This window comes from Streptomyces sp. NPDC089424 (assembly GCF_044749345.1).
In the GTDB taxonomy this organism is placed as follows: Bacteria; Actinomycetota; Actinomycetes; order Streptomycetales; family Streptomycetaceae; genus Streptomyces.
The window spans coordinates 129,746-153,822 of record NZ_JBIVHU010000011.1 but is presented as its reverse complement, the minus strand read 5'-3'; the positions used below and the strand labels follow the sequence as shown (position 1 = coordinate 153,822).

Sequence of the window (24,077 nt, the reverse complement as noted above, 5' to 3'; positions counted from 1 at the left end):
TCCCCGTCTCCCCGAGGTACCCACGTCATGACACAGCCGCCGCCTCCGCCGCCCCACCAGCCCCCGCAGGGGGGTGGGTCCGGCTCGTCCCCGTCCCAGCCTCCGGCTCAGCCTCAGCCTCCGGCCCAGCCTCAGCCTCCGGCCCAGCCTCAGGGGCAGGCGCCGCAGCAGCCGCCCGCCTTCGGAGCGCCGCAGCCTCCCGCCGGGCCGCCCACGCCGCCGCAGCCTCCGGCCGGGCAGCAGCCCACGCCGCCGCAGCAGCCGCCCGGTTACGGATACCCGCAGCCGCCGCAGCCGCAGCCCGGGTACGGCTATCCGCAGGGTCCGCCGACCCCTCCGCAGCCGCCGCAGGGCGGGCCCGGACACGGCTATCCCGGGGCGCCGCAGCAGAACCCGTACGCGCAGCCCGGCCCCGCCTACGCGCAGCCGACCGTGCCGATGCACCCGCAGCCGGGCCGGCCGGCCGGTGGCGGAGGGCGCAACGCGCAGGTGGCCATCATCGTGGCCGCCGTCGTGGCGATCGCGCTGATCATCGGCGGTGGCGTCTGGTACTCGAAGTCGTCCGCCGACGGCGGCAAGGACGACACCGCCAGCTCCAGCGGGGGCAAGGGCGACGGGAAGGGCGGCGCGGACGAGGGCTCGTCCAAGGGCTCCGAGAAGGTGCCGGCCGACCCCAACTCCAAGGTGCTGTTCCAGGTTCCGGCGCCCAAGGTGGACAAGGACGACTCCGTGGTCGTCTCCGGTTCCTGGCTCACCGACACGGTGTACGCCAAGGCCGGTGTCGCCGAGATCGTCGGCTACGACCGGGACAAGGGCACCGAGCTGTGGACGATCCCGCTGCCCGGGCCGGTCTGCGAGGCCACCGAGCACGCCACCGCGGACGGGCGGACGGCCGTCGTCTTCCAGCCCCGGATGCCTGCGAAGAACTCCTCCGAGGGGTGCAGCCAGGTCGCCGCGATCGACCTGAACGCGGGCAAGAAGCTGTGGACGAAGACCGCCAACTCCGGTGACCAGCCGATCAACTTCGACAACGTCACCGTGAGCGCGAGCACGGTCGCCGTGGGCAGCACGAGCGGCGGCGCCGCGTTCGACATCGCCACCGGCAAGTCGCTGTGGTCGCCGAAGCCCGGGGACACCTGCTACGACGCCGGGTACGGCGGCGGGGCCAAGCTGGTCGCGGTGCGCAAGTGCGGTCAGTACGAGGCGCGGGAGCTGCACATCCAGACCATCGACCCGAAGTCCGGGAAGGTGATCTCCGAGTACAAGATGGCCAAGGGCATCGAGTACGCCAGCGTCGTCTCGACCGAGCCGCTGGTGGTGGCGGCCGACGTGGGTGACTCCGCCGGGGACGGCAGCGGCATCTCGGACTTCTTCTCCGTCGACAACAAGACGGGCAAGCTGCGGGCGCGGATCTCGGCGCCGGGGGACTCCTACGCGGCCGACTGCGACGGGATCTCGCGGGTCGAGGACTGCACGGGGCTCGCGGTCGGCAACGACCGGCTGTACGTGCCCACGGAGGAGCAGGACAGCACCGGTGACTACGGGCGGATGAACTCGGTCGTCGTGTTCGACCTGGCCTCGGGGAAGCAGACCGGGCAGCGGGCGGACGCCGGGGACGGGTACACGATGACGCCGCTGCGGATGGACGGCGGGAACGTGATCGCGTACAAGAGCGGGCCCTACGACAAGGGTGGGCAGATCGTCAGCATCGACGGCGGCAGCTTCAAGCAGGTCAAGCTGATGGAGAACCCGGGTACCGACGCGGTGCGGGACGTGGAGTCCGGCAAGGCGCCGCAGTACGGCGAAGTCCTGTACGCGCAGGGGCGGCTGTACATGTCCGAGGTGTACGTCAGCGGGTCGACCGCGAGCGGGGAGGAGTACCTCGCGATCGCGTTCGGCGTGGACGGCTGAGGTTCCGGTCTCCCGCGGTGGTGTGCGGCCCCGTCCCTGCTCAGGGGCGGGGCCGCACGCGCGCCGTGCGTGCGCCGGGGGCTCAACACCCCTCGAATGAGGGGATTTTCGGCGATCCGGGGCACTTCTCGCGGGTAGCGGCAGCGCGACGTCGAACAAGCGTGTAGCTTCCGGGGGCATGACGGGCGTCGATGCCGGGGGGCTGTCGTCCGGGGGGCGGGACTTCATGGGTTCCGTGTGTGTTCCGGGTCTGTCCGTGGGGACCATTGGGCATCCATAGTGGGCGTCCATTGGGGGGACTGGGGGGTTGCTCGATGGGAGTGCGGCTGATGGTGGTCGACGACCACCGGTTGCTCGCCGAGGCGCTGGCCTCGGCGTTGAAGTTGCGGGGGCACCGGGTGCTGGCCGCGGCGGCGCCGGCCGTGGGGGCGGCGGATCTGGTGATCGCGCGGGCGCCGGAGGTGTGTCTGTGGGGGACGGCCACGCCGGCCGAGGCGGGGGCGTTCGATCCCCTGCTGCGGATCAAGCGGGAGCGGGGGCAGGTGGCGGTGCTGGTGCTCGGGCCGGTGCCGAGTCCCCGCGGGATCGCGGCGGCGTTCGCCGCGGGGGCGTCCGGGTATGTGCGGCACGACGAGCGCATCGAGGGGGTGGAGCGGGCGATCATGAAGGCGCGGGCGGGGGAGGCGGCGGTGGCGCCGCAGTTGTTGCAGGGGGCGTTCAGTGAGCTGTTGAATCCCGCGGCGCAGCCGGACGACGAGGGGCAGCGGCTGTTGCAGATGCTGACGCCGAGGGAGGTGGAGGTGCTGGTGCGGGTCGCGGACGGGGAGGACACGCGGCTGATCGCGGCGGGGATGGGCATCGCGCCGTCCACCGCGCGCACGCATGTGCAGCGCGTCCTGATGAAGCTCGGCGTGGGGTCGCGGCTGGAGGCGGCGGCCCTGGCGGCCCGCACCGGCTTGCTGGACCGGGCGGGTCCGCTGCCGGAGCGCGGCGAAGGCTGAATGCCTGCGGCGCCTGTGCTCGTCCGGTGGGGGTTGCCGGCGCGCGGCGGGTGCTTGTCTCGTCGAGGGTGGGTCGGGGGGTGTCCGTCCTCGGAACGGCGCGGAATCGGTCACTTACCAACTCACCCGTGTTGACGCGCCAACCGCTGCGGGCGGACACCCCCCGACCCACCCCCTTCCCGCCGCGGGCGGCTGCCGCGCCGTACGACTGACGCCTGAGCTGGCCAGTCCCTTCGCGCTGTGGGCGGCTGCGCCTGCGGGCGTCGCCGTGCGCCCGACGCCGGAGCGAGGCGCCTTTTTTGCGCCGTTGGCGCCTACGCCGGGCATGGCACAGCTCCTCCCGCCGTGGCTGGGTGCGGCTGCCTGTGGCCGATGCCTGAGCTAGCCGGTTCCTACGCGCCGCGGGCGGCTGCGGCTGCGTGCGGCCGAGGTGCGGGCACGGCAGCCCTGCCGTGGGCCCCCGCCCCTGGGGGCGGGGGTGGGGTGGTCAGGGGGTGTCGGGGGATTGGGGTGGGGGTGGGGGGGCCGTGGGGCGGAGTTTCAGCCAGGTCAGGAAGAAGAGGCCCAGCAGCAGCATGCCGAGGCCGGTCCAGAGGTTGATGTTGATGCCCTCGGCCTTGTCGATCGCGGCCTTGTCGTCGGTGAGGCCGGTGATCGTGACGATGACGCCGTAGAGGACGAACAGGCCGCCGATGATGCGGCGGATGTCGAAGAGGCGGGCCGCCGTCGCGGACTTGCCCTCCAGTTCGGTGACCTCCCGCTGGACGTCTTGTTCGGGGCGGTCGGGTTGCTCCGACATGGTTTCTCAGATCCTTCGGTCAGAACGAGAACGGGATGTAGCAGGCGGCAGCCAGGATCACCGCGCCCCAGCCGAGCAGTGCCGGCCTGCGGTACCAGGCGTCGTCGCCCTTCGCGGGCGGCTCCGCCATGCCGGGCGAGCGGGTGCCGTAGACGAGGCCCTGGAGTTCGCGCTCGGGCTTGGGGGCGGTGAACAGGGAGACCGCCACCATGACCACCGCGCCGGCCACGAAGCCCGCGATCGCGGAGACGAAGTTGGCGCCCTGGTCGGAGGGGATGTCGATGATGCCCTGCTTGTAGATGACGAAGTAGTTGACCATCGCCGCCGTGGTGCCCGCCAGAAGTCCCCAGAAGCCCGACTTCATCGACGCGCGCTTCCAGAACATGCCGATGATGAAGACGACGAACATCGGGACGTTGAAGAAGGAGAACAGCGTCTGGAGGTACGCCATGATGTTCGAGAAGGACGCCGCCAGGAACGCCGTGCCCACGGAGGCGAGGACGCCGATCGCCGTGATGAGGCGGCCGAAGCGCACGTAGTAGGTGTCCTCCTGGCCCCGCTTCACGTACTTGGCCCAGATGTCGTTCGTGAACACCGTGTTGAACGAGGACACGTTGGCCGCCATACCGGCCATGAAGGCCGCCAGCAGGCCGGTCACCGCGATGCCGAGGACGCCGTTGGGGAGCAGGTCCTGCATCAGGTAGGGGATCGCGTCGTTGTACTGGTAGCCCGACTCGGGGGTGCCGAACTGCGGGATCAGCGCGGCGGCGACCAGGCCCGGGATCATCACCAGGAAGACGATGAAGATCTTCGGGAACGCGGCGATCAGCGGGGTGCGCTGGGCCGCGGAGAGGTTCTTGGCCGACAGCGCGCGCTGGACCTCGGCGAAGTTCGTCGTCCAGTAGCCGAAGGAGAGGACGAAGCCGAGACCCAGCACGATGGTGAGCCAGTTCGCGCCGAGCGGGTTGGGATCGCCGATGCCCGTGCCGCCCCATGAGGTCACGAAGTCGTCGCCGTAGCGGGAGGTGAGGGTGTCGGACAGGCCGTCCCAGCCGCCGGCCTTCTTCAGGCCGAGGATCGTGATCGGGATCAGCGCGGCGAGGATCACGAAGAACTGCAGGACCTCGTTGTAGATCGCCGAGGAGAGACCGCCGAGGGTGATGTAGGCGAGCACGAAGAAGCCCGCGACGACGATCGCCACCCATTCCGGCCAGCCGAGCAGCGCCTCCACGACGATGGCGAGCGCGTAGAGGTTGACGCCCGCGATCAGGATCGCCGCGAAGGCGAACAGGATCGAACTGAGCAGGTGCGCCCCCTTGTCGAAGCGGAGCAGGAGGAACTCGGGGACCGAGCGGACCTTGGAGCCGTAGTAGAACGGCATCATCACCAGGCCCAGGAAGACCATGGCCGGGATGGCGCCGATCCAGTACCAGTGGGTCGTGTAGACGCCGTACTGCGCGCTGTTGGCGGCCATGCCGAGGATCTCGGTGGCACCCAGGTTGGCCGCGATGAACGCGAGACCGGTGACCCAGGCGGGCAGGGAGCGTCCGGACAGGAAGAAGTCGAGGCTGGTCCTGACCGACCGGCGGGCGGCGAAGCCGATGCCGAGGACGACCACGAAGTAGATGCCGAGGATCGTGTAGTCGAGCCAGTTGGTGGGGAGCCGTAGCTCGGCTGAGAGATATGTGGGGGTTTCCATACGCACTCGCTTCGTTGCGTGAACTGATCCGGTGCGAAACCTACGTCGGGGCGTTCGTTAATTGAACACGTCCGATGTCGAGCTTTGTTTGATTGTGATGTTGACTGTCTGTGATGAGTTGTGTTCTAGTGTGTTTGGTTATGTTGATTGATTGGGTGGCGTGACTGAGGAGTCCGCGGTGAAGAAGACCTCGACCCGGCTGGCGGACGGCCGCGAGCTCATCTACTACGACCTGCGGGACGACGCCGTCCGGGACGCGGTCGACCACCGCCCGCTGGAGCGGACCGTGACGACCTCCGAGATCCGCCGCGACGACCTGCTCGGCGACTCGGTCGCGATCGCCTCGCACCGCCAGGGCCGCACCTACCACCCGCCCGCCGACCAGTGCCCGCTGTGCCCTTCGCGGGGCGAGCGGCTGAGCGAGATCCCGGACTCGTCGTACGACGTGGTGGTCTTCGAGAACCGCTTCCCCTCGCTGGCCGGCGACTCCGGCCGCTGCGAGGTGGTCTGCTTCACCTCCGACCACGACGCGTCCTTCGCCGGCCTGGGCGAGGAGCAGGCGCGGCTCGTCCTGGACGCGTGGACCGACCGTACGTCGGAGCTGTCCCATCTGCCCTCCGTCGAGCAGGTCTTCTGTTTCGAGAACCGGGGTGCGGAGATCGGTGTGACACTGGGTCACCCGCACGGGCAGATCTACGCCTACCCCTTCACCACCCCCCGCACCGCTCTGATGTTGCGGTCCCTCGCGGCACACCAGGAGGCCACGGGCGGCGAGAACCTCTTCGACGCCGTCGTCGAGCGCGAGCTCGCCGGTGAGCGCGTCGTCCTTGAGGGTGAACACTGGGTGGCCTTCGTGCCGTACGCCGCGCACTGGCCCTACGAGGTCCACCTGTACCCGCGGCGCCGGGTGCCCGATCTGCTCGCGCTGGACGAGGCGGCGCGCTCGGAATTCCCTCAGGTCTATCTGGAACTCTTGAGGCGCTTCGACCGGATCTTCGGCGAGGGTGAGCCTCCGACGCCGTACATCGCCGCCTGGCACCAGGCGCCGTTCGGCCAGCTGGTGGAGTTCGCGGGCGTCAGCCGTGACGACTTCGCACTTCACCTGGAGCTTTTCACCATTCGCCGAACTTCCGGCAAGCTGAAGTTTCTCGCGGGTTCCGAATCCGGCATGAGCGTGTTCATCAACGACGTGCCGCCGGAGCACGCGGCCGAGCGACTGCGAGAGGTAGCTAGTTCATGAGCGGGAAGTACCTGGTCACCGGGGGAGCGGGATACGTGGGCAGTGTGGTCGCCCAGCATCTGCTGGAGGCGGGCCACGAGGTCGTCGTCCTCGACAACCTGTCCACCGGATTCCGCGAGGGCGTGCCCGCCGGTGCGTCCTTCGTCGAGGGCGACATCCGCGACGCCGCGAAGTGGCTCGACTCCTCGTTCGACGCGGTGCTCCACTTCGCCGCCTTCTCCCAGGTCGGCGAGTCCGTCGTGAAGCCCGAGAAGTACTGGGACAACAACGTCGGCGGCACCATGGCGCTGCTCGCGGCCATGCGGGCGGCCGGGGTGCGCAAGCTGGTCTTCTCCTCCACGGCCGCCACCTACGGCGAGCCGCGGGACATCCCGATCGTCGAGTCCGCGCCGGCCGCGCCGACCAACCCCTACGGCGCCTCCAAGCTCGCCGTCGACCACATGATCACCGGTGAGGCGACGGCGCACGGCCTCGGCGCGGTGTCGCTGCGCTACTTCAACGTCGCGGGCGCCTACGGCGAGTTCGGCGAACGCCACGACCCCGAGTCGCACCTCATCCCGCTGGTCCTCCAGGTGGCTCTGGGCCGGCGCGACGCCATCTCCGTCTACGGCGACGACTACCCGACGCCGGACGGCACCTGCGTCCGTGACTACATCCACGTCGCGGACCTCGCCGAGGCGCACCTGCTGGCCGTCGGCGCCGCCGTCCCCGGCGAGCACCTGATCTGCAACCTCGGCAACGGCAACGGCTTCTCCGTCCGCGAGGTCGTCGAGACCGTCCGCAAGGTCACCGGCCACCCGATCCCCGAGGTCGTGGCCCCGCGCCGGGGCGGCGACCCGGCGGTGCTGGTGGCGTCCGCGCGCACCGCCCGCGAGCGGCTCGGCTGGAACCCCACCCGCGCGGACCTCGCCGCGATCGTCGCGGACGCCTGGGAGTTCGCGCAGCGGCGCGGCAAGTAGCAACGTAGGGAAGGTCAGGGGTCAGGGCATGAGCGAGGCTGGAGAGACGGTCGCCGAGGCGGTCGCCGGGCGGTTCCGTGAGCTGTACGGGGCCGATCCGCAGGGCGTGTGGGCGGCGCCGGGGCGGGTCAACCTCATCGGTGAGCACACCGACTACAACGACGGTTTCGTGATGCCGTTCGCGCTGCCGCACACCGCGGTCGCCGCGGTCTCCCGGCGCACCGACGGCGTACTGCGGCTGCACTCGGCGGACGTCGAGGGCGGTGTGGCCGAACTGCGCGTGGACGCCCTGGAGCCGGAGTCGGACCGGAACTGGACGGCGTACCCGGCCGGCGTCGTCTGGGCGCTGCGCGCCGGGGGCCACGAGGTGACCGGCGCGGACATCCACCTGGCCTCCACGGTCCCGGCGGGCGCGGGCCTGTCGTCGTCGGCGGCGCTGGAGGTGGTGGTCGCCCTGGCCCTGAACGACCTGTACGAACTCGGCCTGAAGGGCTGGCAGCTGGCCCGCCTGTGCCAGCGCGCCGAGAACGTCTACGTCGGCGCCCCCGTCGGGATCATGGACCAGACGGCCTCCGCCTGCTGCACCGCCGGCCACGCCCTGTTCCTCGACACCCGCGACCTCTCCCAGCGCCAGATCCCCTTCGACCTCGCCGCCGAGGGCATGCGCCTGCTGGTCGTCGACACCCGGGTCAAGCACGAGCACAGCACCGGCGAGTACGGCAAGCGCCGCGCCGGCTGCGAGAAGGGCGCCGCCCTGCTGGGCGTCGACGCCCTGCGCGACATCCCCTACGACGGACTGGACGCGGCGCTGGAGCGCCTCGGCGACGACGAGGAGGTGCGCCGGCTGGTGCGGCACGTGGTCACCGAGGACGAGCGCGTCGAACGCGTCGTCTCCCTGCTGGAGTCGGGCGGGACCAGGGCGATCGGCCCGGTCCTCACCGAGGGCCACGCCTCCCTGCGCGACGACTTCCGCATCTCCTGCCCGGAGCTGGACCTGGTCGTCGACACCGCCCTGTCGGCCGGCGCGCTCGGTGCCCGGATGACGGGCGGCGGCTTCGGAGGCTCGGCGATCGTGCTCGCGGAGGTGGCCGACGTCGAAGGCGTCACCAAGGCGGTGGCGGAGGCGTTCGCGGCGGCGGGATTCACGGCGCCCCGGGTGTTCGAGGCGGTGCCCTCGCCGGGGGCGCGGCGGCTGCGGTAGGGCGGTCGCGTCAGCCGGTCCGCAGGCCCTTGGTCAGCGTGAACTCCGTGATGCCGGGCGGGTAGTCGGGGACCGTGCCGACCACCTCGTACCCGTGTCTGCGGTAGAAGTCCGGGGCCTGGAAGTCCCAGGTCTCCACGCGGGCGGCGGTGCAGCGCCGCTCCGCGCGCGCGGTGTGCTCCGCCTGCGTCAGCAGGCGCGAGCCCAGGCCGCTGCCCCGGTGGCGGCCGTCGACCCAGAGGTACGTCACGTGCAGCCAGCTCGCCCAGGTGTGCCCGACCAGTCCGCCGGCCAGCTCGCCGGACGTGTCCAACGCCCAGACGTGCAGGGGGGCTTCGCGTGCGGCGGGAGTTCCGCGCAGGGCGTGCAGGACGGGTGAGGCTGCCGCATTGGTGTCGCGGAGCCGCGAACGGAGAAGATCGCGCCGGGCCCTGTCGACTTCTGTCTCAATACGAAACATGCGGCTCACCATAAACGCGCCGGACGGCCAGTTCTGCAAATTGCCTTCCGCTCCTGCGCCCTGTCCGTACTCTGATGAAAGCACCGGTGGGGGCCGGTGCTGTTCAGGGGGCGAGACAAGTCGGGTACGACGCCCGAAGTGGGGGTAGCAGTTTCTGCACGGCGGCGGCCGTGCGGCTGCGGCGACCCCGTCCTGGGGGAACGGCTCGGACACCAACCCAGGACTGCTTCGGGCGTCGTGCCCGCACCGGTCACCGGCTCCCGTCGATGGGCGTTCCCCTGCTCTTCCAGAGCTCGGGGAAGGGGGTTTCGTGGTACGCATCCGAGTCTTGGTCGTCGACGACCACCGCATCTTCGCCGAGTCCCTGGCGGCGGCACTCGCCGCCGAACCGGACGTCGAGGTCTCCGCGGCGGGCAGCGGTCCCGCCGCGGTACGCAGCCTGGAGCGCGCGGCCGCCGAAGGGCGCCGCTTCGACGTGCTGCTCGTAGACGCCGATCTGGGCGGCACCGCGCCCGGGATACGGTCCGCCCTGCCCGTGCAGGACGGCGGCGAAGGGGTCGTGGACGGGATCTCCCTGGTCGCGGGGGTCCGGGTCGCGCAGCCCGCGGTGCGGGTGGTGGTGCTCGCCGAGAAGGACGATCCCCGGCGGGCGGCGCTCGCCCTGCAGGCCGGCGCGAGCGGCTGGGTCGCCAAGGACTGCTCGCTGTCGCGGCTGCTCACCGTCATCCGGGGCGTGCTGCGTGACGAGACGCATCTGCCGCCCGCCCTGCTCACCGGGGTGCTGCGCGAGCTGACCGCGGCCCGCAGGCACCGCACCGAGAGCGAACGGCTGGTGGAGTCGCTGACCCCGCGCGAGCGGGAGGTGCTGCGCTGCATGGTCGCGGGCCTCGGCCGCAAGGCCGTCGCCGAGCGCCTCTACCTCTCCCCGCACACCGTACGCACCCATATGCAGAACGTCCTCGGCAAACTCGGCGTCCACTCCACCCTCGCCGCCGTCGCCCTGGCCCGCCGAGCAGGCGTGGGCCCGGCCGACCTGGGCCCGACACCCAGAATCCCCACAGAGGAAAGCAACAGCGCCTGACGGTTCGCGGCCGGGCGTCCGACCTCAGGGCGCGTGATGGTTGGCGGCTGAGCGTCCGACCTCAGGGGCGCGGGGAACTGCGCGACCCGGGACCTGCGGACGGCTGTCGGGGGAGGGCTCTGCGCCGGGCCGGGGGCGCGTGATGGTTGGCGGCTGAGCATCCGACCTCAGGGGCGCGGGGAACTGCGCGACCGGCCACCCGGGAGCTGCGGACGGCTGACGGGGGAGGGCTTTGCGCCGGGCCGGGGGCGCGTGATGGTTGGCGGCTGAGCATCCGACCTCAGGGGCGCGGGGAACTGCGCGACCGGCCACCCCCGGCCCGCGGACGACCGACGACGGACGACCTAACCGGGAATGTTGTCGAACGGCGCCGTCAGCTGGCGCAACAGCGCCGCCAGTTCCGCCCGCTGCGCCCGCGACAACTCCGCAAGAATCGCCCGCTCCTGATCAAGCAGCCCCGCCAGCGCCTGATCCGCCCGATCCCGCCCCTCGTCGGTGAGCCGCACCAGCACACCCCGCCGGTCACTGGGATCGGGCAACCGCTCCACCAGCCCCTTCTTGGCGAGCCGGTCGATACGGTTGGTCATCGTGCCCGAGGTGACCAAGGTCTGGGTCAGCAACTGCCCCGGCGACAACTGATACGGCGTCCCCGCCCGGCGCAACGCCGTCAGGACGTCGAACTCCCACGGCTCCAGACTGTGCTCGGAGAAGGCCAGCCGACGCGCCCGGTCCAGGTGCCGGGCCAGCCGGCTCACCCGGCTGAGCACCTCGAGCGGATCCACGTCGAGGTCCGGGCGCTCCCGGCGCCACGCTGCGACCAGCCGATCGACCTCGTCCTCCATGGCGATCAGTGTAGTGGTTGTGTCGACGTGAAGTCTCTTGACGTCGAGATACCCACTTGCCAAGCTGGAGGCATGGCCGACCCCACCTGGGACCCTGCCCAGTACCTGCGGCACGCAGGACACCGCGCCCGCCCCTTCCTGGACCTCCTGGCCCAGCTCCCCGACCCGCCGACCGACCCGCCCCGCGTCGCCGACCTCGGCTGCGGCCCCGGACACCTCACCGCGCTCCTCGCCACCCGCAGGCCGACCGCCCGCGTCACCGGCTACGACAACTCCCCGGAGATGCTCCGCCGCGCCCGCGCCGAGCACGCCGGCACCGACCGCCTGGACTTCGCCCACGCCGACGTACGCACCTGGACGCCCGACGAGCCGTACGACCTGATCCTCAGCAACGCCACGCTCCAGTGGGTCCCCGGGCACGCGGACCGCTTCGCCGACTGGATCGCCGGGCTCGTCCCGGGCGGGACGTTCGCCTTCCAGGTCCCCGGCAACTTCACCGCCCCGAGCCACCGCCTGATGCACGAGCTGGCCGCCTCCCCGCGCTGGGCGGACCGCCTGGCCGGCGTCCTGCGGCACGACGACGCCGTCCTCACCCCCGAGGCCTACCTCGAACGCCTCACCGACCTCGGCTGCGCCGCCGACGTCTGGGAGACCACGTACATCCACCTCCTGACCGGCGAGGACCCGGTCCTGGACTGGGTGAAGGGCACCGGCCTGCGCCCCGTCCTCACCGCCCTCGCCGACGACCCGCCGGCGGCGCGCGCCTTCGAGGACGAGTACCGCACGGCGCTGCGCGAGGCCTACCCGTCAGGCAGCCACGGCACCCCGTTCCCGTTCCGCCGCATCTTCGCCGTCGCCCACAAGAAGACGTAGCAGGTCGGCGCCGGTCCGCCGGTGGCGGCCTCAGCTCTTGCGGTGGCCGATCAGCCGCGGCTTCTGCTCCAGGCCGTCCAGGCCGTGCCATGCCAGGTTCACCAGGTGCGCCGCGACTTCCGCCTTCTTCGGCTTGCGCACCTCCAGCCACCACTGGCCGGTCAGCGCGACCATCCCGACCAGGGCCTGGGCGTACAGGGGCGCCAGTTTGGAGTCGAAGCCGCGGTTCTTGAACTCGCGGCCCAGGATGTCCTCCACCTGGGTGGCGATGTCCGAGATCAGGGAGGCGAAGGAGCCCGTGGACTGGGGGATGGGGGAGTCCCGCACCAGGATGCGGAAGCCGTCCGTGTACTCCTCGATGTAGTCCAGCAACGCGAACGCCGCCTGCTCGCACAGTTCCCGCGGGTGGCCCGCGGTCAGCGAACCGGTCACCATGTCCAGCAGACGGCGCATCTCACGGTCCACGACGACCGCGTAGAGCCCCTCCTTGCCGCCGAAGTGCTCGTAGACCACCGGCTTGGACACCCCGGCCTTCGCCGCGATCTCCTCCACCGACGTGCCCTCGAAGCCCTTCGCGGCGAAGAGGGTGCGACCGATCTCCAGCAACTGCTGGCGCCGCTCCGCACCGGTCATCCGGGTACGGCGCGTCCGCCGCGGCTTGTCGTTGCTGGGGGTGCTGGAGTCGGTCGCCACGGCGTCAATCATGCCGCCTCGGCGGTCTCCGCCCCGCGCCGGGAACCGCCTTCACGGTCCTGACGGCGGGAATCGATACGCGAGCGTGACGGCCAGCGCACGTCGTACGCCCACCCGGCGAGCTCGAACCAGCGGATCAGCCGGGCGGAGGAGTCGATCTGGCCGCGCTCCACACCGTGCCGCGCCGAGGTCGGGTCGGCGTGGTGCAGGTTGTGCCAGGACTCACCGCAGGACAGGATCGCCAACCACCACACGTTGCCCGAGCGGTCCCGCGACTTGAACGGCCGCTTGCCCACCGCGTGGCAGATCGAGTTGATCGACCAGGTCACGTGGTGCAGCAGCGCCACCCGGACGAGCGAGCCCCAGAAGAACCCGGTGAACGCCCCCCACCACGACATCGTCACCAGGCCGCCGATCAGCGCGGGCAGCGCCAGGGACAGCAGCGTCCACAGGATGAACTGCCGGGAGATCGCCCGCAGCGTCCGGTCCTTGATCAGGTCCGGGGCGTACTTGTCCTGCGGCGTGCGCTCCTCGTCGAACATCCATCCGATGTGCGCCCACCACAGGCCCTTCATCAGCGCGGGGAGCGTCTCGCCGTACCGCCACGGCGAGTGCGGGTCACCCTCCGCGTCGGAGAACTGGTGATGCTTGCGATGGTCGGCCACCCAGCGCACCAGGGGACCCTCGACCGCCAGCGACCCGGCGATCGCCAGCGCGATCTTCAGGGGCCGCTTGGCCTTGAACGAACTGTGGGTGAAGTGCCGGTGGAAACCGATCGTGATGCCGTGGCAGCCGAGAAAGTAGAAGAAGACCAGCAGACCCAGGTCCAGCCAGCTCACTCCCCAGCCCCACGCCAGCGGCACGGCCGCGAGGATCGCGAGGAACGGGACGACGATGAAGAGCAGGAGCGCGCCCTGCTCGACGGAGCCCTTGCGGTCGCCGCCGAGCGTGGCGGGCGGAAGGGAATCGGCGGTGTCCTGTGAGGTCGACTTCGGGGCGTCGTCGATCACATCGGAACTCGAGGTCATGGGGCGTCCCCTGTGGGGTCGTGGATTGAGGCAGGTGCCGGGCTGTGGGTACCGCGTACGACTCGGGGCGAGACATTCCTACGGCTCCGTAACCTACGGCGTCGTAAGTATGGCAGCGCGTCCCGCGGCGGCAAGAGCCCGTGATCCTGCGCGTCCCGGCCGACACCTATCCTGGGAGTCGGTCGGACAGCGCGGTCCGCTCTGATTCCTTCCCCGGAAGTCCGGCCCGTAATACGGCTCCCGCCGTGCGACGGTCACCGGGTTCCCGCCCACACGAGCTTCAGACGAGCTTCAACACTGCAAGGAGCCGCACCTGTGAGCAGTGCCGACGACCAGACCACGACGACCAGCAGCGAGCTGCGCGCGGACATCCGCCGGCTCGGCGACCTCCTCGGGGAGACCCTCGTCCGCCAGGAGGGCCCTGAGCTGCTGGAACTCGTCGAACGGGTACGCCGCCTCACCCGGGAGGACGGCGAGGCCGCCGCCGAGCTGCTGCGCGGCACCGAACTGGAGACCGCGGCCAAACTGGTCCGCGCCTTCTCCACCTATTTCCACCTGGCGAACGTCACCGAGCAGGTGCACCGGGGCCGCGAGCTGCGGGCCCGCCGCGCCGCCGAGGGCGGACTCCTGTCCCGCACCGCCGACCGGCTGAAGGACGCCGATCCCGAGCACCTGCGCGAGACCGTCCGCCATCTCAATGTTCGTCCGGTGTTCACGGCTCACCCCACGGAAGCCGCCCGCCGTTCGGTCCTCAACAAGCTGCGGCGCATCGCCAAGCTTCTGGAGACCCCGGTCATCGAGTCCGACCGCCGCCGCCAGGACATCCGGCTGGCCGAGAACATCGACCTCGTCTGGCAGACCGACGAGCTGCGCGTCGTGCGCCCCGAACCGGCCGACGAGGCCCGCAACGCGATCTACTACCTCGACGAGCTGCACGCCGGCGCCGTCGGGGACGTCCTGGAGGACCTGACGGCGGAGCTGGAGCGCGTCGGCGTCAAGCTGCCCGACGACACCCGCCCCGTCACCTTCGGCACCTGGATCGGCGGCGACCGCGACGGCAACCCCAACGTGACCCCCGAGGTCACCTGGGAGGTGCTGATCCTCCAGCACGAGCACGGCATCAACGACGCCCTGGAGATGATCGACGAGCTCCGCGGCTTCCTGTCGAACTCCATCCGCTACACGGGCGCCACCGAGGAACTCCTCGAATCCCTCCAGGCCGACCTCGAGCAGCTGCCCGAGATCAGCCCCCGCTACAAGCGCCTCAACGCCGAGGAGCCCTACCGCCTCAAGGCCACCTGCATCCGGCAGAAGCTGGAGAACACCAAGCAGCGCCTCGCCAAGGGCACCCCGCACCAGTCCGGCCGCGACTACCTCGGCACCGGCGAGCTCCTCCACGACCTCAAGCTGATCCAGGCCTCCCTGCGCGCCCACCGCGGCGGCCTGTTCGCCGACGGCCGCCTGGACCGCACCATCCGCACGCTGTCCGCCTTCGGCCTGCAGCTCGCCACCATGGACGTGCGCGAGCACGCGGACGCTCATCACCACGCGCTCGGCCAGCTCTTCGACCGGCTCGGCGAGGAGTCGTGGCGGTACGCCGACATGCCGCGCGACTACCGCACGAAGCTGCTCGCCAAGGAACTCCGCTCAAGGCGCCCGCTGGCCCCGACCCCGGCCCCCGTCGACGCGGCCGGCGCCAAGACCCTCGGCGTCTTCCGGACCGTCAAGCGGGCCCTCCAGGTCTTCGGGCCCGAGGTCATCGAGTCGTACATCATCTCGATGTGCCAGGGCGCCGACGACGTCTTCGCCGCCGCTGTCCTCGCGCGCGAGGCCGGCTTGGTCGACCTGCACGCCGGCTGGGCCAAGATCGGCATCGTGCCGCTGCTGGAGACCACCGACGAGCTGAAGGCCGCCGACACGATCCTGGAGGACATGCTCGCCGACCCCTCCTACCGGCGCCTGGTCGCCCTGCGCGGTGACGTCCAGGAGGTCATGCTCGGATACTCGGACTCCTCGAAGTTCGGCGGCATCACGACCTCCCAGTGGGAGATCCACCGGGCGCAGCGGCGCCTGCGCGACGTCGCCCACCGGTACGGCGTACGACTGCGGCTCTTCCACGGCCGCGGCGGCACCGTCGGCCGCGGCGGCGGCCCCACGCACGACGCGATCCTCGCCCAGCCCTGGGGCACCCTGGAGGGCGAGATCAAGGTGACCGAGCAGGGCGAGGTCATCTCCGACAAGTACCTGATCCCGTCCCTGGCCAGGGAGAACCTGGAACTGACGGTCGCCGCGACCCTCCAGGCCTCCGCCCTGCACACCGCGCCCCGCCAGTCCGTGGAGGCCCTCGCCCGCTGGGACGCCGCGATGGACGTGGTCAGCGACGCGGCGCACGCGGCGTACCGCAGGCTGGTCGAGGACCCGGACCTGCCCTCGTACTTCTTCGCCTCCACCCCCGTCGACCAGCTCGCCGACCTGCACCTCGGCTCGCGGCCGTCGCGCCGCCCGGACTCGGGCGCGGGCCTGGACGGGCTGCGGGCCATCCCGTGGGTGTTCGGCTGGACCCAGTCCCGGCAGATCGTCCCCGGCTGGTTCGGCGTCGGCTCCGGCCTGAAGGCGCTGCGCGAGTCGGGCCTGCGGCAGGAAGGAGACACCGTGCTCGACGAGATGTACGGGCAGTGGCACTTCTTCCGCAACTTCGTCTCCAACGTCGAGATGACGCTGGCCAAGACCGACCTGCGGATCGCCGGCCACTACGTCGACACCCTCGTCCCGGACGAGCTGAAGCACGTCTTCGACACCATCCGCGCCGAGCACGCCCTCACCGTCGCCGAGATCCTGCGGATCACCGGCGGGGACGAACTCCTCGACGCCCAGCCGGTGCTGAAGCAGACCTTCACCATCCGCGACGCCTACCTCGACCCGATCTCCTACCTCCAGGTCGCCCTCCTCAAGCGGCAGCGCGACGCCGCCGCCACGGGCGCCGAGCCGGACCCGCTGCTCGCGCGGGCCCTGCTCCTGACCGTGAACGGCGTGGCGGCCGGCCTGCGCAACACGGGCTGAGGCCCGCCGGCACAGCGGTGCCCCGACATGGGTGTGCCCCCGTGCTCCTCGTGAGCACGGGGGCACACCCGCGTCCGGTCCCGGCCCCTACACGACGACGTACGTCGCGGTGATCAGCGCCAGCCCCGAGCCGGCCATCACCCAGGCCGTCCGTATCCGTCCCAGGCCGCCCGCGACCACGACGGAGCCGAGCAACAGCGCGCCGCCCAGCGGCACCCAGGAGTACAGCACCCCCGCGGGCCCGGACCGCACGACCTCGCCGCCGCCCGGCTTCATCACCACGGTGTAGGTCTGCCCGTCCCGCACGGCGGCGGTCTTCTCGATGACGACCCGGTCACGGGCCCGCGAGCCCGCGGAGATCGGGGTGTACGGGCCGGAGCAGGTGGCGCCGGCGCAGCCGGTCACCTTGATCGTCCCGCTCTCCCGGCCCTTGGTGAGCATCACGTACTGGGCGGTGCTCCAGGACGCCCACACCCCGGCGATCAGGATCAGCGCCGCGACGAGACCCATCGCCGCGAGCCGCCCGAACCGCAGCGCGACGGACACGCCCTGACTGGAGACGACGGCAGAAGGCATGGCCGCGATCCTTGGCCATGCCTGCACGGTCAGTCAACCGAGGTGGGGGACAAGTCAGGAGTTGTACAAACTCTGCGCCCGCTCCAGCCCCTCGCTCAGCAGACACTCCACCCCGTCCGCCGCCCGGTCCACGAAGTAGTCCAGCTCCTTGCGCTCGGCGGACGAGAAGTCCTTGAGCACGAAGTCGGCCACCTGCATCCGCCCCGGCGGCCGCCCGATCCCGAACCGCACCCGGTGGTAGTCCGGCCCCATCGCCTTCGTCATCGACTTGAGCCCGTTGTGCCCGTTGTCGCCGCCCCCGAGCTTCAGGCGCAGCGTCCCGTAGTCGATGTCCAGCTCGTCATGGACCGCGACCACCTGAGCGAGCGGCACCTTGTAGAAGTCACGCAGCGCGTTCACCGGGCCGCCCGACAGGTTCATGAACGACATCGGCTTCGCCAGGACCACCCGGCGGCTCGCCGGCCCCGGCGGACCGATCCGGCCCTCGACGACCTGCGCCTGCGCCTTCCCCGCCCGCTTGAACCTGCCACCGATCCGCTCCGCGAGCAGATCCGCCACCATGAAGCCCACGTTGTGCCGGTTCATCGCGTACTCGGGCCCGGGATTGCCCAGCCCCACGATCAGCCAGGGGGCAGCCGCGTCGGTCGTCACGTCCACATCTCCTTAGATACGCCACCAGCCGCCGCCTCCGCGAGGGAAGCAGCGGCTGGCAAACTACCGGCGATCAGGCCTCGGCAGCGGCCTCTTCGCCCTCGCCGCCCACAGCGGCCTCCTCGCCCTCCGGCGCCTCCTCGGCCTGCGCGGCCAGGACCTGCAGGACGACGGTGTCCTCCTCGACGGCCAGCGTGACACCGTTCGGGAGCTTGACGTCCTTGGCCTGGATCGAGGCACCGGCCTCCAGACCCTCCACCGAGACGGTGAAGTTCTCCGGGATGTGCGTGGCCTCGGCCTCGACCGGAAGCGCGTTCAGCACGTGCTCCAGCAGGTTGCCACCGGCCGCCAGCTCGCCCTCGGCGATGACCGGGACCTCGACGGTGACCTTCTCGCCGCGCTTGACCAGCAGCAGGTCGACGTGCTCCAGGAAGCCCTTCAGCGGGTCACGCTGCACGGACTTCGGGATCGCCAGCTCGTTGGACTTGCCGTCGATGTCCAGGGAGATCAGGACGTTGGGCGTACGCAGCGCCATCAGCAGCTCGTGACCCGGGAACGTCAGGTGCAGCGGGTCGGAACCGTGGCCGTACAGCACACCGGGAACCTTGTTGTCGCGGCGGATACGACGGGCGGCACCCTTGCCGAACTCCGTGCGGGACTCGGCGGCGAGCTTCACCTCGGACATGACGATCACTCCTCGTAGGAATCAGGTACGGACGTGGTCACCCGGCCACGAACGGCCTGCTACGAAGAGCGCGTCGATAACGGACAGCCGAGTCCCGTCCGGAACGGACTACGGACCACGGCCTCCCTCGCCGAGCAACCTGAACAGACTACTCGGTGGGGAGGCCGCAGAAAAATCGATCAACCTGGAGGAGCAGCCGCCTACTGCTCGTCGAACAGGCTCGTCACCGAACCGTCCTCGAACACCTCACGCACCGCGCGCGCGATGGTCGGGGCGATCGACAGCACCGAGATCTTGTCCATGTCCCGGGCCAGCTCGCCCGGCGTCGGCAGCGTGTTGGTGAACACGAACTCGCTCACCCGCGAGTTCTTCAGCCGGTCCGCCGCCGGACCCGACAGCACACCGTGCGTGGCCGTCACGATCACGTCCTCCGCACCGTGCGCGAACAGCGCGTCGGCAGCGGCACAGATCGTCCCACCCGTGTCGATCATGTCGTCGACCAGGACACACACCCGGCCCTTGACCTCACCCACGACCTCGTGGACCGTCACCTGGTTCGCGACGTCCTTGTCCCGCCGCTTGTGCACGATCGCCAGCGGCGCGCCCAGCCGGTCGCACCAGCGGTCCGCGACCCGGACCCGGCCGGCGTCCGGCGAGACCACCGTCAGCTTCTCCCGGTCCACCTTCTTGCCCACGTAGTCCGCGAGCAGCGGCAGCGCGAACAGGTGGTCCACCGGACCGTCGAAGAAGCCCTGGATCTGGTCCGTGTGCAGGTCCACGGTCAGGATCCGGTCCGCCCCGGCCGTCTTCATCATGTCCGCGATCAGACGCGCCGAGATCGGTTCACGACCCCGGTGCTTCTTGTCCTGCCGCGCGTAACCGTAGAACGGCACAATGACCGTGATGGAGCGCGCCGACGCACGCTTCAGGGCGTCGATCATGATCAACTGCTCCATGATCCACTTGTTGATCGGAGCCGTGTGGCTCTGGATCAGGAAGCAGTCGGCACCACGCGCCGACTCCTGATAACGCACATAGATCTCACCGTTGGCGAAGTCGAAGGCCTTGGTGGGGACAACCCCGACACCCAGCTGGTGGGCGACCTCCTCGGCAAGCTCGGGGTGGGCGCGGCCGGAGAAGAACATCATCTTCTTCTCGCCGGTCGTCTTGATCCCGGTCACAGCACTGTCTCCTCAGAGGTGTCTCAGCTGGATGTCGACACGACGTCTCAACTGGACGAAAAGCGTCGTCTCAGCTGGTGGGGTGCGGGTGTGCACTTATCACGGTACGCCGTCCCAGACGCACCTGTTTCCGGTCAGCCTTCGCCTTCCGGCTTCCGGGAAGCCGCCTCGGCCGCCTTCGCCGCCGCGCTGCCCGGACGCTTACGAGCCACCCAACCCTCGATATTCCGCTGCTGACCACGGGCCACGGCCAGCGAACCGGGCGGCACGTCCTTCGTGATCACGGACCCGGCGGCGGTGTAAGCACCGTCCCCGATCGTGACAGGCGCCACAAACATGTTGTCCGAACCCGTCTTGCAGTGCGACCCGACGGTGGTGTGGTGCTTCTCCTCGCCGTCGTAGTTCACGAACACACTCGCGGCGCCGATGTTCGAGTTGTCGCCGATCGTCGCGTCCCCGACGTACGACAGATGCGGCACCTTCGTACCCTCACCGATCGAGGCGTTCTTCGTCTCGACGTACGTCCCGATCTTGCCCTTGCGCCCCAGCCGCGTCCCCGGACGCAGATAGGCGTACGGCCCCACCGTCGCCTCCGGACCGACCACCGCACCGTCCGACACCGTGTTGTCGACCCGCGCCCCGGCCCCGACCCGGGTGTCCTTCAGCCGGCTGTTCGGACCGACCTCGCAGCCCGCGCCCAGATGCGTCGAACCCTGCAGCAACGTGTTCGGCAGCACCACGACGTCCTGCTCGAACGTCACCCCCACCTCGACCCACGTCGAACCCGGATCCACCACGGTCACACCGTCCAGCATCGCGGCCGTCAGCAACCGCTCGTTCAGGATCCGCCGCGCCTCCGCCAGCTGCACACGGTTGTTGATCCCCGCGATCTCCCGGTGATCACCGGCCACCGAGGCACCCACGCGGTGCCCGGCCTCCCGCAGGATGCCGAGCACGTCCGTCAGATACTCCTCGCCCTGGCTGTTGTTGGTACGGACCTGCCCCAGCGCCTCGGCCAGCAGCCGGCCGTCGAAGGCGAACACCCCCGAGTTGATCTCCCGGATCGCCCGCTGCTCCTCCGACGCGTCCTTGTGCTCGACGATCGCCGTCACCGCACCCGAGGCCGCGTCCCGCACGATCCGCCCGTAGCCCGTCGCGTCCGGCACCTCGGCGGTCAGCACCGTGACCGCGTTGCCGTCCTCGGAGTGGGTGCGGGCGAGGTTCTTGAGGGTCTCGCCGGTCAGCAGCGGGGTGTCACCGCAGACGACCACGACGGTCCCGGCGAGACCGCCACCGAGCTCCTCCAGACCCATCCGGACGGCGTGACCCGTGCCGTTCTGCTGCGCCTGGACGGCGGTGCGCACGTCGGGGGCGACGTCGCCGAGGTGAGCGGTGACCTGCTCCCGGGCGTGCCCGACGACCACGACGAGGTTCTCGGGCTTCAACTCACCGGCGGCGGCGAGGACATGGCCGACCAGGGATCGTCCGCAGATCTCGTGCAGGACCTTCGGTGTGGCCGACTTCATACGGGTGCCCTCACCCGCTGCGAGTACGACGACGGCTGCCGGGCGAATGGCGCTCACGGGATGCCCTTCGGCTGTGGAGGGGGTGTGGACAACCGCAGGATACCGGGGTGGGGGTGGGCCGATACGAGAGCGGGCCCTGCCGGAGCTGTGACCGGTCAGGACCCGAACGGAGGAAGTGCTCCCGGGGGAGGACTCGAACCCCCATGATCAGAACCAAAATCTGACGTCTTGCCCTTAGACGACCCGGGATTACCGCTATGTCCGATTCTGTCGATCGGGTGCGGTGGCAGCCCCTACTATGCCGTACCACCAGCCTTCGATGCGACGGTACAAGTCGGCTCCGTCCCGCACGTCCACTCGCGTCCTTATGAGGTCCGGCCAGAGGCCGACGCCGACAAGGAAGAGCTCGCGGTCGCTCAGCTGTTCGGTCTCCGCCCTCGCCGCTTCCTCGACGCGCCGACGTTCCTCTTCGCGCCGTCGAGCTCCACCTGGATCCGGTCGTACGTCCACCCGCCGGAGGGGGCTCGCCTGTGAATGTGCCATGTGCATACCGTCCGGGCGGAATGAGGCGTTCCGGGGTTGGACGTTCGGGGTTCAGTAGTTCGGGGGATTCCAGGGGGTTTCGTTGTTGTTCGGCTACGGAGTGTTGTGTGGCCAAGTCGTCGAAACTCGCCGGAAAAGCGATGGCCCCCGCCCGTAGGCTGGAGGGCATGACCACGACGGGGGAAGAGCGCGCCCAGGGCCTGTCGGGCCCGTGGTGGTGGGCGAGATGGCGTAGTGCCGCACTGGACGGGACGCTCGCGCTGCTGTCCGCGATCGAGTGCGGTGTCGAGGGAGTGCCGTTCGCGCGGGACGCGGGAATCCCGGTCGCCGCCGGTGTCGTCTTCGGCCTGCTGGCCGGCTCGACGCTGCTGCTGCGCCGGATGTGGCCGATCCCCGTCGTGCTGGTGTCGATCGCGATCTCACCGGCCCAGATGGGCTTCCTGCTGACCGTGGTCGGCCTGTACACCCTCGCCGCGTCGGAGCTGCCGCGCCGGATCATCACGGCGCTCGCGGGCATGTCGCTGGTGGGCATGCTGGTGGTGACGTTCGTCCGCGCGCAGCAGGACATGGCGCGGGGCGACGTGGGCATCGGCGAGTGGGTCGTCCCCTTCGTCTCCATCACGGCCTCGCTCGGTGTGACAGCGCCGCCTCTGCTGCTGGGCCTGTACGTGGGTGCCCGGCGCCGGCTGATGGAGAGCCTGCGGGAGCGCGCCGACAGCCTGGAGCGGGAGCTTCAGTTGCTCGCGGAGCGGGCGGAGGAGCGGGCCGAGTGGGCGCGCAACGAGGAGCGGACGCGGATCGCGCGGGAGATGCACGACGTGGTCGCGCATCGGGTGAGTCTGATGGTGGTGCACGCCGCCGCGTTGCAGGCCGTCGCGCGGAAGGATCCCGAGAAGGCCGTGAAGAACGCGGCGCTGGTGGGCGACATGGGGCGGCAGGCGCTGACCGAGCTGCGCGAGATGCTCGGGGTGCTGCGCAGCGGTGACGGTGGTGCGGGGCGGCGGGAGCAGGCGGCGGTGCCGCTGGCGGCGGTGGGGGCGGCCGCGGCCGCCGCGGCGGCGGCCTCGCGGGCGGTCGCGGTCGACGAGGGCGCGGTGGGGGACGGTCCCTGTCTGTCGGAGCTGGACGAGTTGGTCGGGCAGTCGGCGGCGGCGGGGATGGTGGTCGACCTGTCGGTCGAGGGGGAGGTGCGGGTGTATGCGGCGGCGGTGGAGCAGACGGCGTTCCGTGTGGTGCAGGAGGCGCTGACGAACGTCCACAAGCACGCGGCGGGGGCGAAGACCTATGTGCGGTTGGCGCACCGGGTGTCGGAGATCGCGATGCAGGTGGAGAACGAGCCGCCGCCGGAGGCCGGCTCGGCGTCCTCGGCCCGGTTGCCGTCGGGGGGCAACGGTCTGGTGGGGATGAAGGAGCGGGTCGTCGGCCTGGGTGGGGTGTTCGTGTCCGGGCCGACGGACGCGGGGGGTTTCCGGGTGTCGGCGGTGATTCCGGCGTCGTAGCCGGGGCGGGTCCGCCGGGGGTTCAGCCCGCTGTGAGGCGTACCGGTTCCATGCCGGAGACGAGGCCGGCCAGGGCGCGGTCGATGTCGGCGCCGAGGTACCAGTCGCCGGTGTGGTCGAGGGCGTAGACGCGGCCTTCGGTGTCGATGGCGAGCAGTGCCTGGGTGTCGGATTCGGCGCCGAGGGGGCTGACCTCGGTGTCGAGGGCGCGGCCGAGGTCGCCGAGGGTGCGGGCCATGTGCAGGCCGTGCAGCGGGTCCAGGTGGAGGTGTGCGGGGGCGATCTGGCGTCCGGGGCCGGTCGGGGCGATCCGCAGGCCGCCGAATTCGGCCCAGGCTTCCACAGCGGCGGGGAAGACGGCGTGCCGGTGGCCGGCGGGCGAGGTGTGCTCGCGCAGGGTGTCGGCCCAGATCTCGGCCTGCTTGATGTCCCAGCGTCCCGGTTGCCAGCCGGCGTCGCGCAGGGCGGCGTCGACGGGTACGGCGAAGCGGGTGGTCGAGGTGCGGTCGGTGTGCATCTGCTCTTCGTTCGTCGTGCGGCTCGTGAGGTGCGGCGTCCGGGGTGTGGGG

21 protein-coding genes and 1 tRNA gene are annotated in these 24,077 nt (G+C 70.6%); 9 read left to right on the top strand and 13 right to left on the bottom strand.

Annotated features, from left to right (window positions below; translation table 11 throughout):
• The first annotated feature begins 27 nt into the window (after nt 1-27).
• Both ACIP2X_RS35360 and ACIP2X_RS35355 read left to right on the top strand, forming a co-directional pair.
• A complete protein-coding gene (locus ACIP2X_RS35360) occupies nt 28-1,911 on the top strand; it encodes a PQQ-binding-like beta-propeller repeat protein (RefSeq protein ID WP_401681585.1) in 1,884 nt (627 codons plus the stop codon).
• A 314-nt stretch (nt 1,912-2,225) separates the two neighbouring features.
• Entirely contained in the window at nt 2,226-2,912 is a 687-nt protein-coding gene (locus tag ACIP2X_RS35355) for a LuxR C-terminal-related transcriptional regulator (protein ID WP_401681583.1), read from the top strand.
• 487 nt (nt 2,913-3,399) lie between these two features.
• Here ACIP2X_RS35355 and ACIP2X_RS35350 read toward each other — a convergent pair whose 3' ends face one another.
• Together ACIP2X_RS35350 and ACIP2X_RS35345 are read right to left on the bottom strand one after the other, a co-directional pair.
• Complete coding sequence (locus tag ACIP2X_RS35350; RefSeq protein ID WP_401681581.1) at nt 3,400-3,711, bottom strand: hypothetical protein; 312 nt, start codon at nt 3,709-3,711, stop codon at nt 3,400-3,402.
• A 19-nt stretch (nt 3,712-3,730) separates the two neighbouring features.
• On the bottom strand, nt 3,731-5,410 hold the full coding sequence (locus ACIP2X_RS35345; protein ID WP_401681578.1) for a sodium:solute symporter family protein: 1,680 nt from the start codon (nt 5,408-5,410) through the stop codon (nt 3,731-3,733).
• Nucleotides 5,411-5,588: 178 nt separating this feature from the next.
• Here ACIP2X_RS35345 and galT point away from each other — a divergent pair, with 178 nt between their 5' ends.
• Genes galT through galK form a run of 3 tightly spaced genes read left to right on the top strand, consistent with a single transcriptional unit; the run spans nt 5,589 to nt 8,810 of the window.
• Nucleotides 5,589-6,650: a galactose-1-phosphate uridylyltransferase gene (gene galT / locus ACIP2X_RS35340; protein ID WP_401681575.1), complete on the top strand. Its 1,062-nt coding sequence runs from the start codon at nt 5,589-5,591 to the stop codon at nt 6,648-6,650.
• A complete protein-coding gene (gene galE / locus ACIP2X_RS35335; protein ID WP_401681572.1) occupies nt 6,647-7,609 on the top strand; it encodes a UDP-glucose 4-epimerase GalE in 963 nt (320 codons plus the stop codon). The genes galT and galE overlap by 4 nt, the downstream gene beginning before the upstream one ends.
• A 28-nt stretch (nt 7,610-7,637) precedes the next feature.
• A complete protein-coding gene (gene galK / locus ACIP2X_RS35330) occupies nt 7,638-8,810 on the top strand; it encodes a galactokinase (RefSeq protein ID WP_401681569.1) in 1,173 nt (390 codons plus the stop codon).
• A 10-nt stretch (nt 8,811-8,820) separates the two neighbouring features.
• On the opposite strand, the gene ACIP2X_RS35325 is transcribed toward galK, so the two are convergent.
• Complete coding sequence (locus ACIP2X_RS35325; protein WP_401681567.1) at nt 8,821-9,282, bottom strand: GNAT family N-acetyltransferase; 462 nt, start codon at nt 9,280-9,282, stop codon at nt 8,821-8,823.
• Between the two features lie 298 nt (nt 9,283-9,580).
• On the opposite strand from ACIP2X_RS35325, the gene ACIP2X_RS35320 reads away from it, so the two are divergent.
• Nucleotides 9,581-10,351, top strand: coding sequence for a LuxR C-terminal-related transcriptional regulator (locus tag ACIP2X_RS35320; protein WP_401681564.1), 771 nt, complete (start codon nt 9,581-9,583; stop codon nt 10,349-10,351).
• Between the two features lie 344 nt (nt 10,352-10,695).
• Here ACIP2X_RS35320 and tamR read toward each other — a convergent pair whose 3' ends face one another.
• Nucleotides 10,696-11,193: a MarR family transcriptional regulator TamR gene (tamR, locus tag ACIP2X_RS35315; RefSeq protein ID WP_210588285.1), complete on the bottom strand. Its 498-nt coding sequence runs from the start codon at nt 11,191-11,193 to the stop codon at nt 10,696-10,698.
• Nucleotides 11,194-11,265: 72 nt separating this feature from the next.
• On the opposite strand from tamR, the gene ACIP2X_RS35310 reads away from it, so the two are divergent.
• Complete coding sequence (locus ACIP2X_RS35310) at nt 11,266-12,066, top strand: trans-aconitate 2-methyltransferase (protein WP_401681560.1); 801 nt, start codon at nt 11,266-11,268, stop codon at nt 12,064-12,066.
• 30 nt (nt 12,067-12,096) lie between these two features.
• Here ACIP2X_RS35310 and ACIP2X_RS35305 read toward each other — a convergent pair whose 3' ends face one another.
• Both ACIP2X_RS35305 and ACIP2X_RS35300 read right to left on the bottom strand, forming a co-directional pair.
• Entirely contained in the window at nt 12,097-12,771 is a 675-nt protein-coding gene (locus ACIP2X_RS35305; protein WP_401681558.1) for a TetR family transcriptional regulator, read from the bottom strand.
• Entirely contained in the window at nt 12,768-13,787 is a 1,020-nt protein-coding gene (locus ACIP2X_RS35300; RefSeq protein ID WP_401681555.1) for an acyl-CoA desaturase, read from the bottom strand. The genes ACIP2X_RS35305 and ACIP2X_RS35300 overlap by 4 nt, the downstream gene beginning before the upstream one ends.
• A gap of 315 nt (nt 13,788-14,102) precedes the next feature.
• On the opposite strand from ACIP2X_RS35300, the gene ppc reads away from it, so the two are divergent.
• Entirely contained in the window at nt 14,103-16,847 is a 2,745-nt protein-coding gene (gene ppc, locus ACIP2X_RS35295) for a phosphoenolpyruvate carboxylase (protein ID WP_401681552.1), read from the top strand.
• An 87-nt stretch (nt 16,848-16,934) separates the two neighbouring features.
• Here the strand turns inward: ppc and ACIP2X_RS35290 are convergent, their stop codons facing one another.
• The 6 genes from ACIP2X_RS35290 to ACIP2X_RS35265 all read right to left on the bottom strand — a co-directional run bounded on the left by ACIP2X_RS35290 (nt 16,935) and on the right by ACIP2X_RS35265 (nt 21,715).
• Nucleotides 16,935-17,423: a hypothetical protein gene (locus ACIP2X_RS35290; protein WP_401681549.1), complete on the bottom strand. Its 489-nt coding sequence runs from the start codon at nt 17,421-17,423 to the stop codon at nt 16,935-16,937.
• 54 nt (nt 17,424-17,477) lie between these two features.
• A complete protein-coding gene (pth, locus tag ACIP2X_RS35285; RefSeq protein ID WP_401681546.1) occupies nt 17,478-18,080 on the bottom strand; it encodes an aminoacyl-tRNA hydrolase in 603 nt (200 codons plus the stop codon).
• 67 nt (nt 18,081-18,147) lie between these two features.
• The gene (locus ACIP2X_RS35280; protein ID WP_401681544.1) at nt 18,148-18,759 is read right to left on the bottom strand and encodes a 50S ribosomal protein L25/general stress protein Ctc; all 612 of its coding nucleotides are present in this window, start codon (nt 18,757-18,759) and stop codon (nt 18,148-18,150) included.
• A gap of 200 nt (nt 18,760-18,959) precedes the next feature.
• On the bottom strand, nt 18,960-19,940 hold the full coding sequence (locus ACIP2X_RS35275) for a ribose-phosphate diphosphokinase (protein WP_393109397.1): 981 nt from the start codon (nt 19,938-19,940) through the stop codon (nt 18,960-18,962).
• A gap of 134 nt (nt 19,941-20,074) precedes the next feature.
• The gene (glmU, locus tag ACIP2X_RS35270; RefSeq protein ID WP_401681542.1) at nt 20,075-21,523 is read right to left on the bottom strand and encodes a bifunctional UDP-N-acetylglucosamine diphosphorylase/glucosamine-1-phosphate N-acetyltransferase GlmU; all 1,449 of its coding nucleotides are present in this window, start codon (nt 21,521-21,523) and stop codon (nt 20,075-20,077) included.
• A gap of 121 nt (nt 21,524-21,644) precedes the next feature.
• Nucleotides 21,645-21,715, bottom strand: a tRNA-Gln gene (locus tag ACIP2X_RS35265).
• A 461-nt stretch (nt 21,716-22,176) separates the two neighbouring features.
• Here ACIP2X_RS35265 and ACIP2X_RS35260 point away from each other — a divergent pair.
• Entirely contained in the window at nt 22,177-23,508 is a 1,332-nt protein-coding gene (locus ACIP2X_RS35260) for a histidine kinase (protein WP_401681539.1), read from the top strand.
• 22 nt (nt 23,509-23,530) lie between these two features.
• Here ACIP2X_RS35260 and ACIP2X_RS35255 read toward each other — a convergent pair whose 3' ends face one another.
• A complete protein-coding gene (locus ACIP2X_RS35255) occupies nt 23,531-24,025 on the bottom strand; it encodes an SUKH-3 domain-containing protein (RefSeq protein ID WP_401681537.1) in 495 nt (164 codons plus the stop codon).
• Between the last annotated feature and the right edge of the window lie 52 nt (nt 24,026-24,077).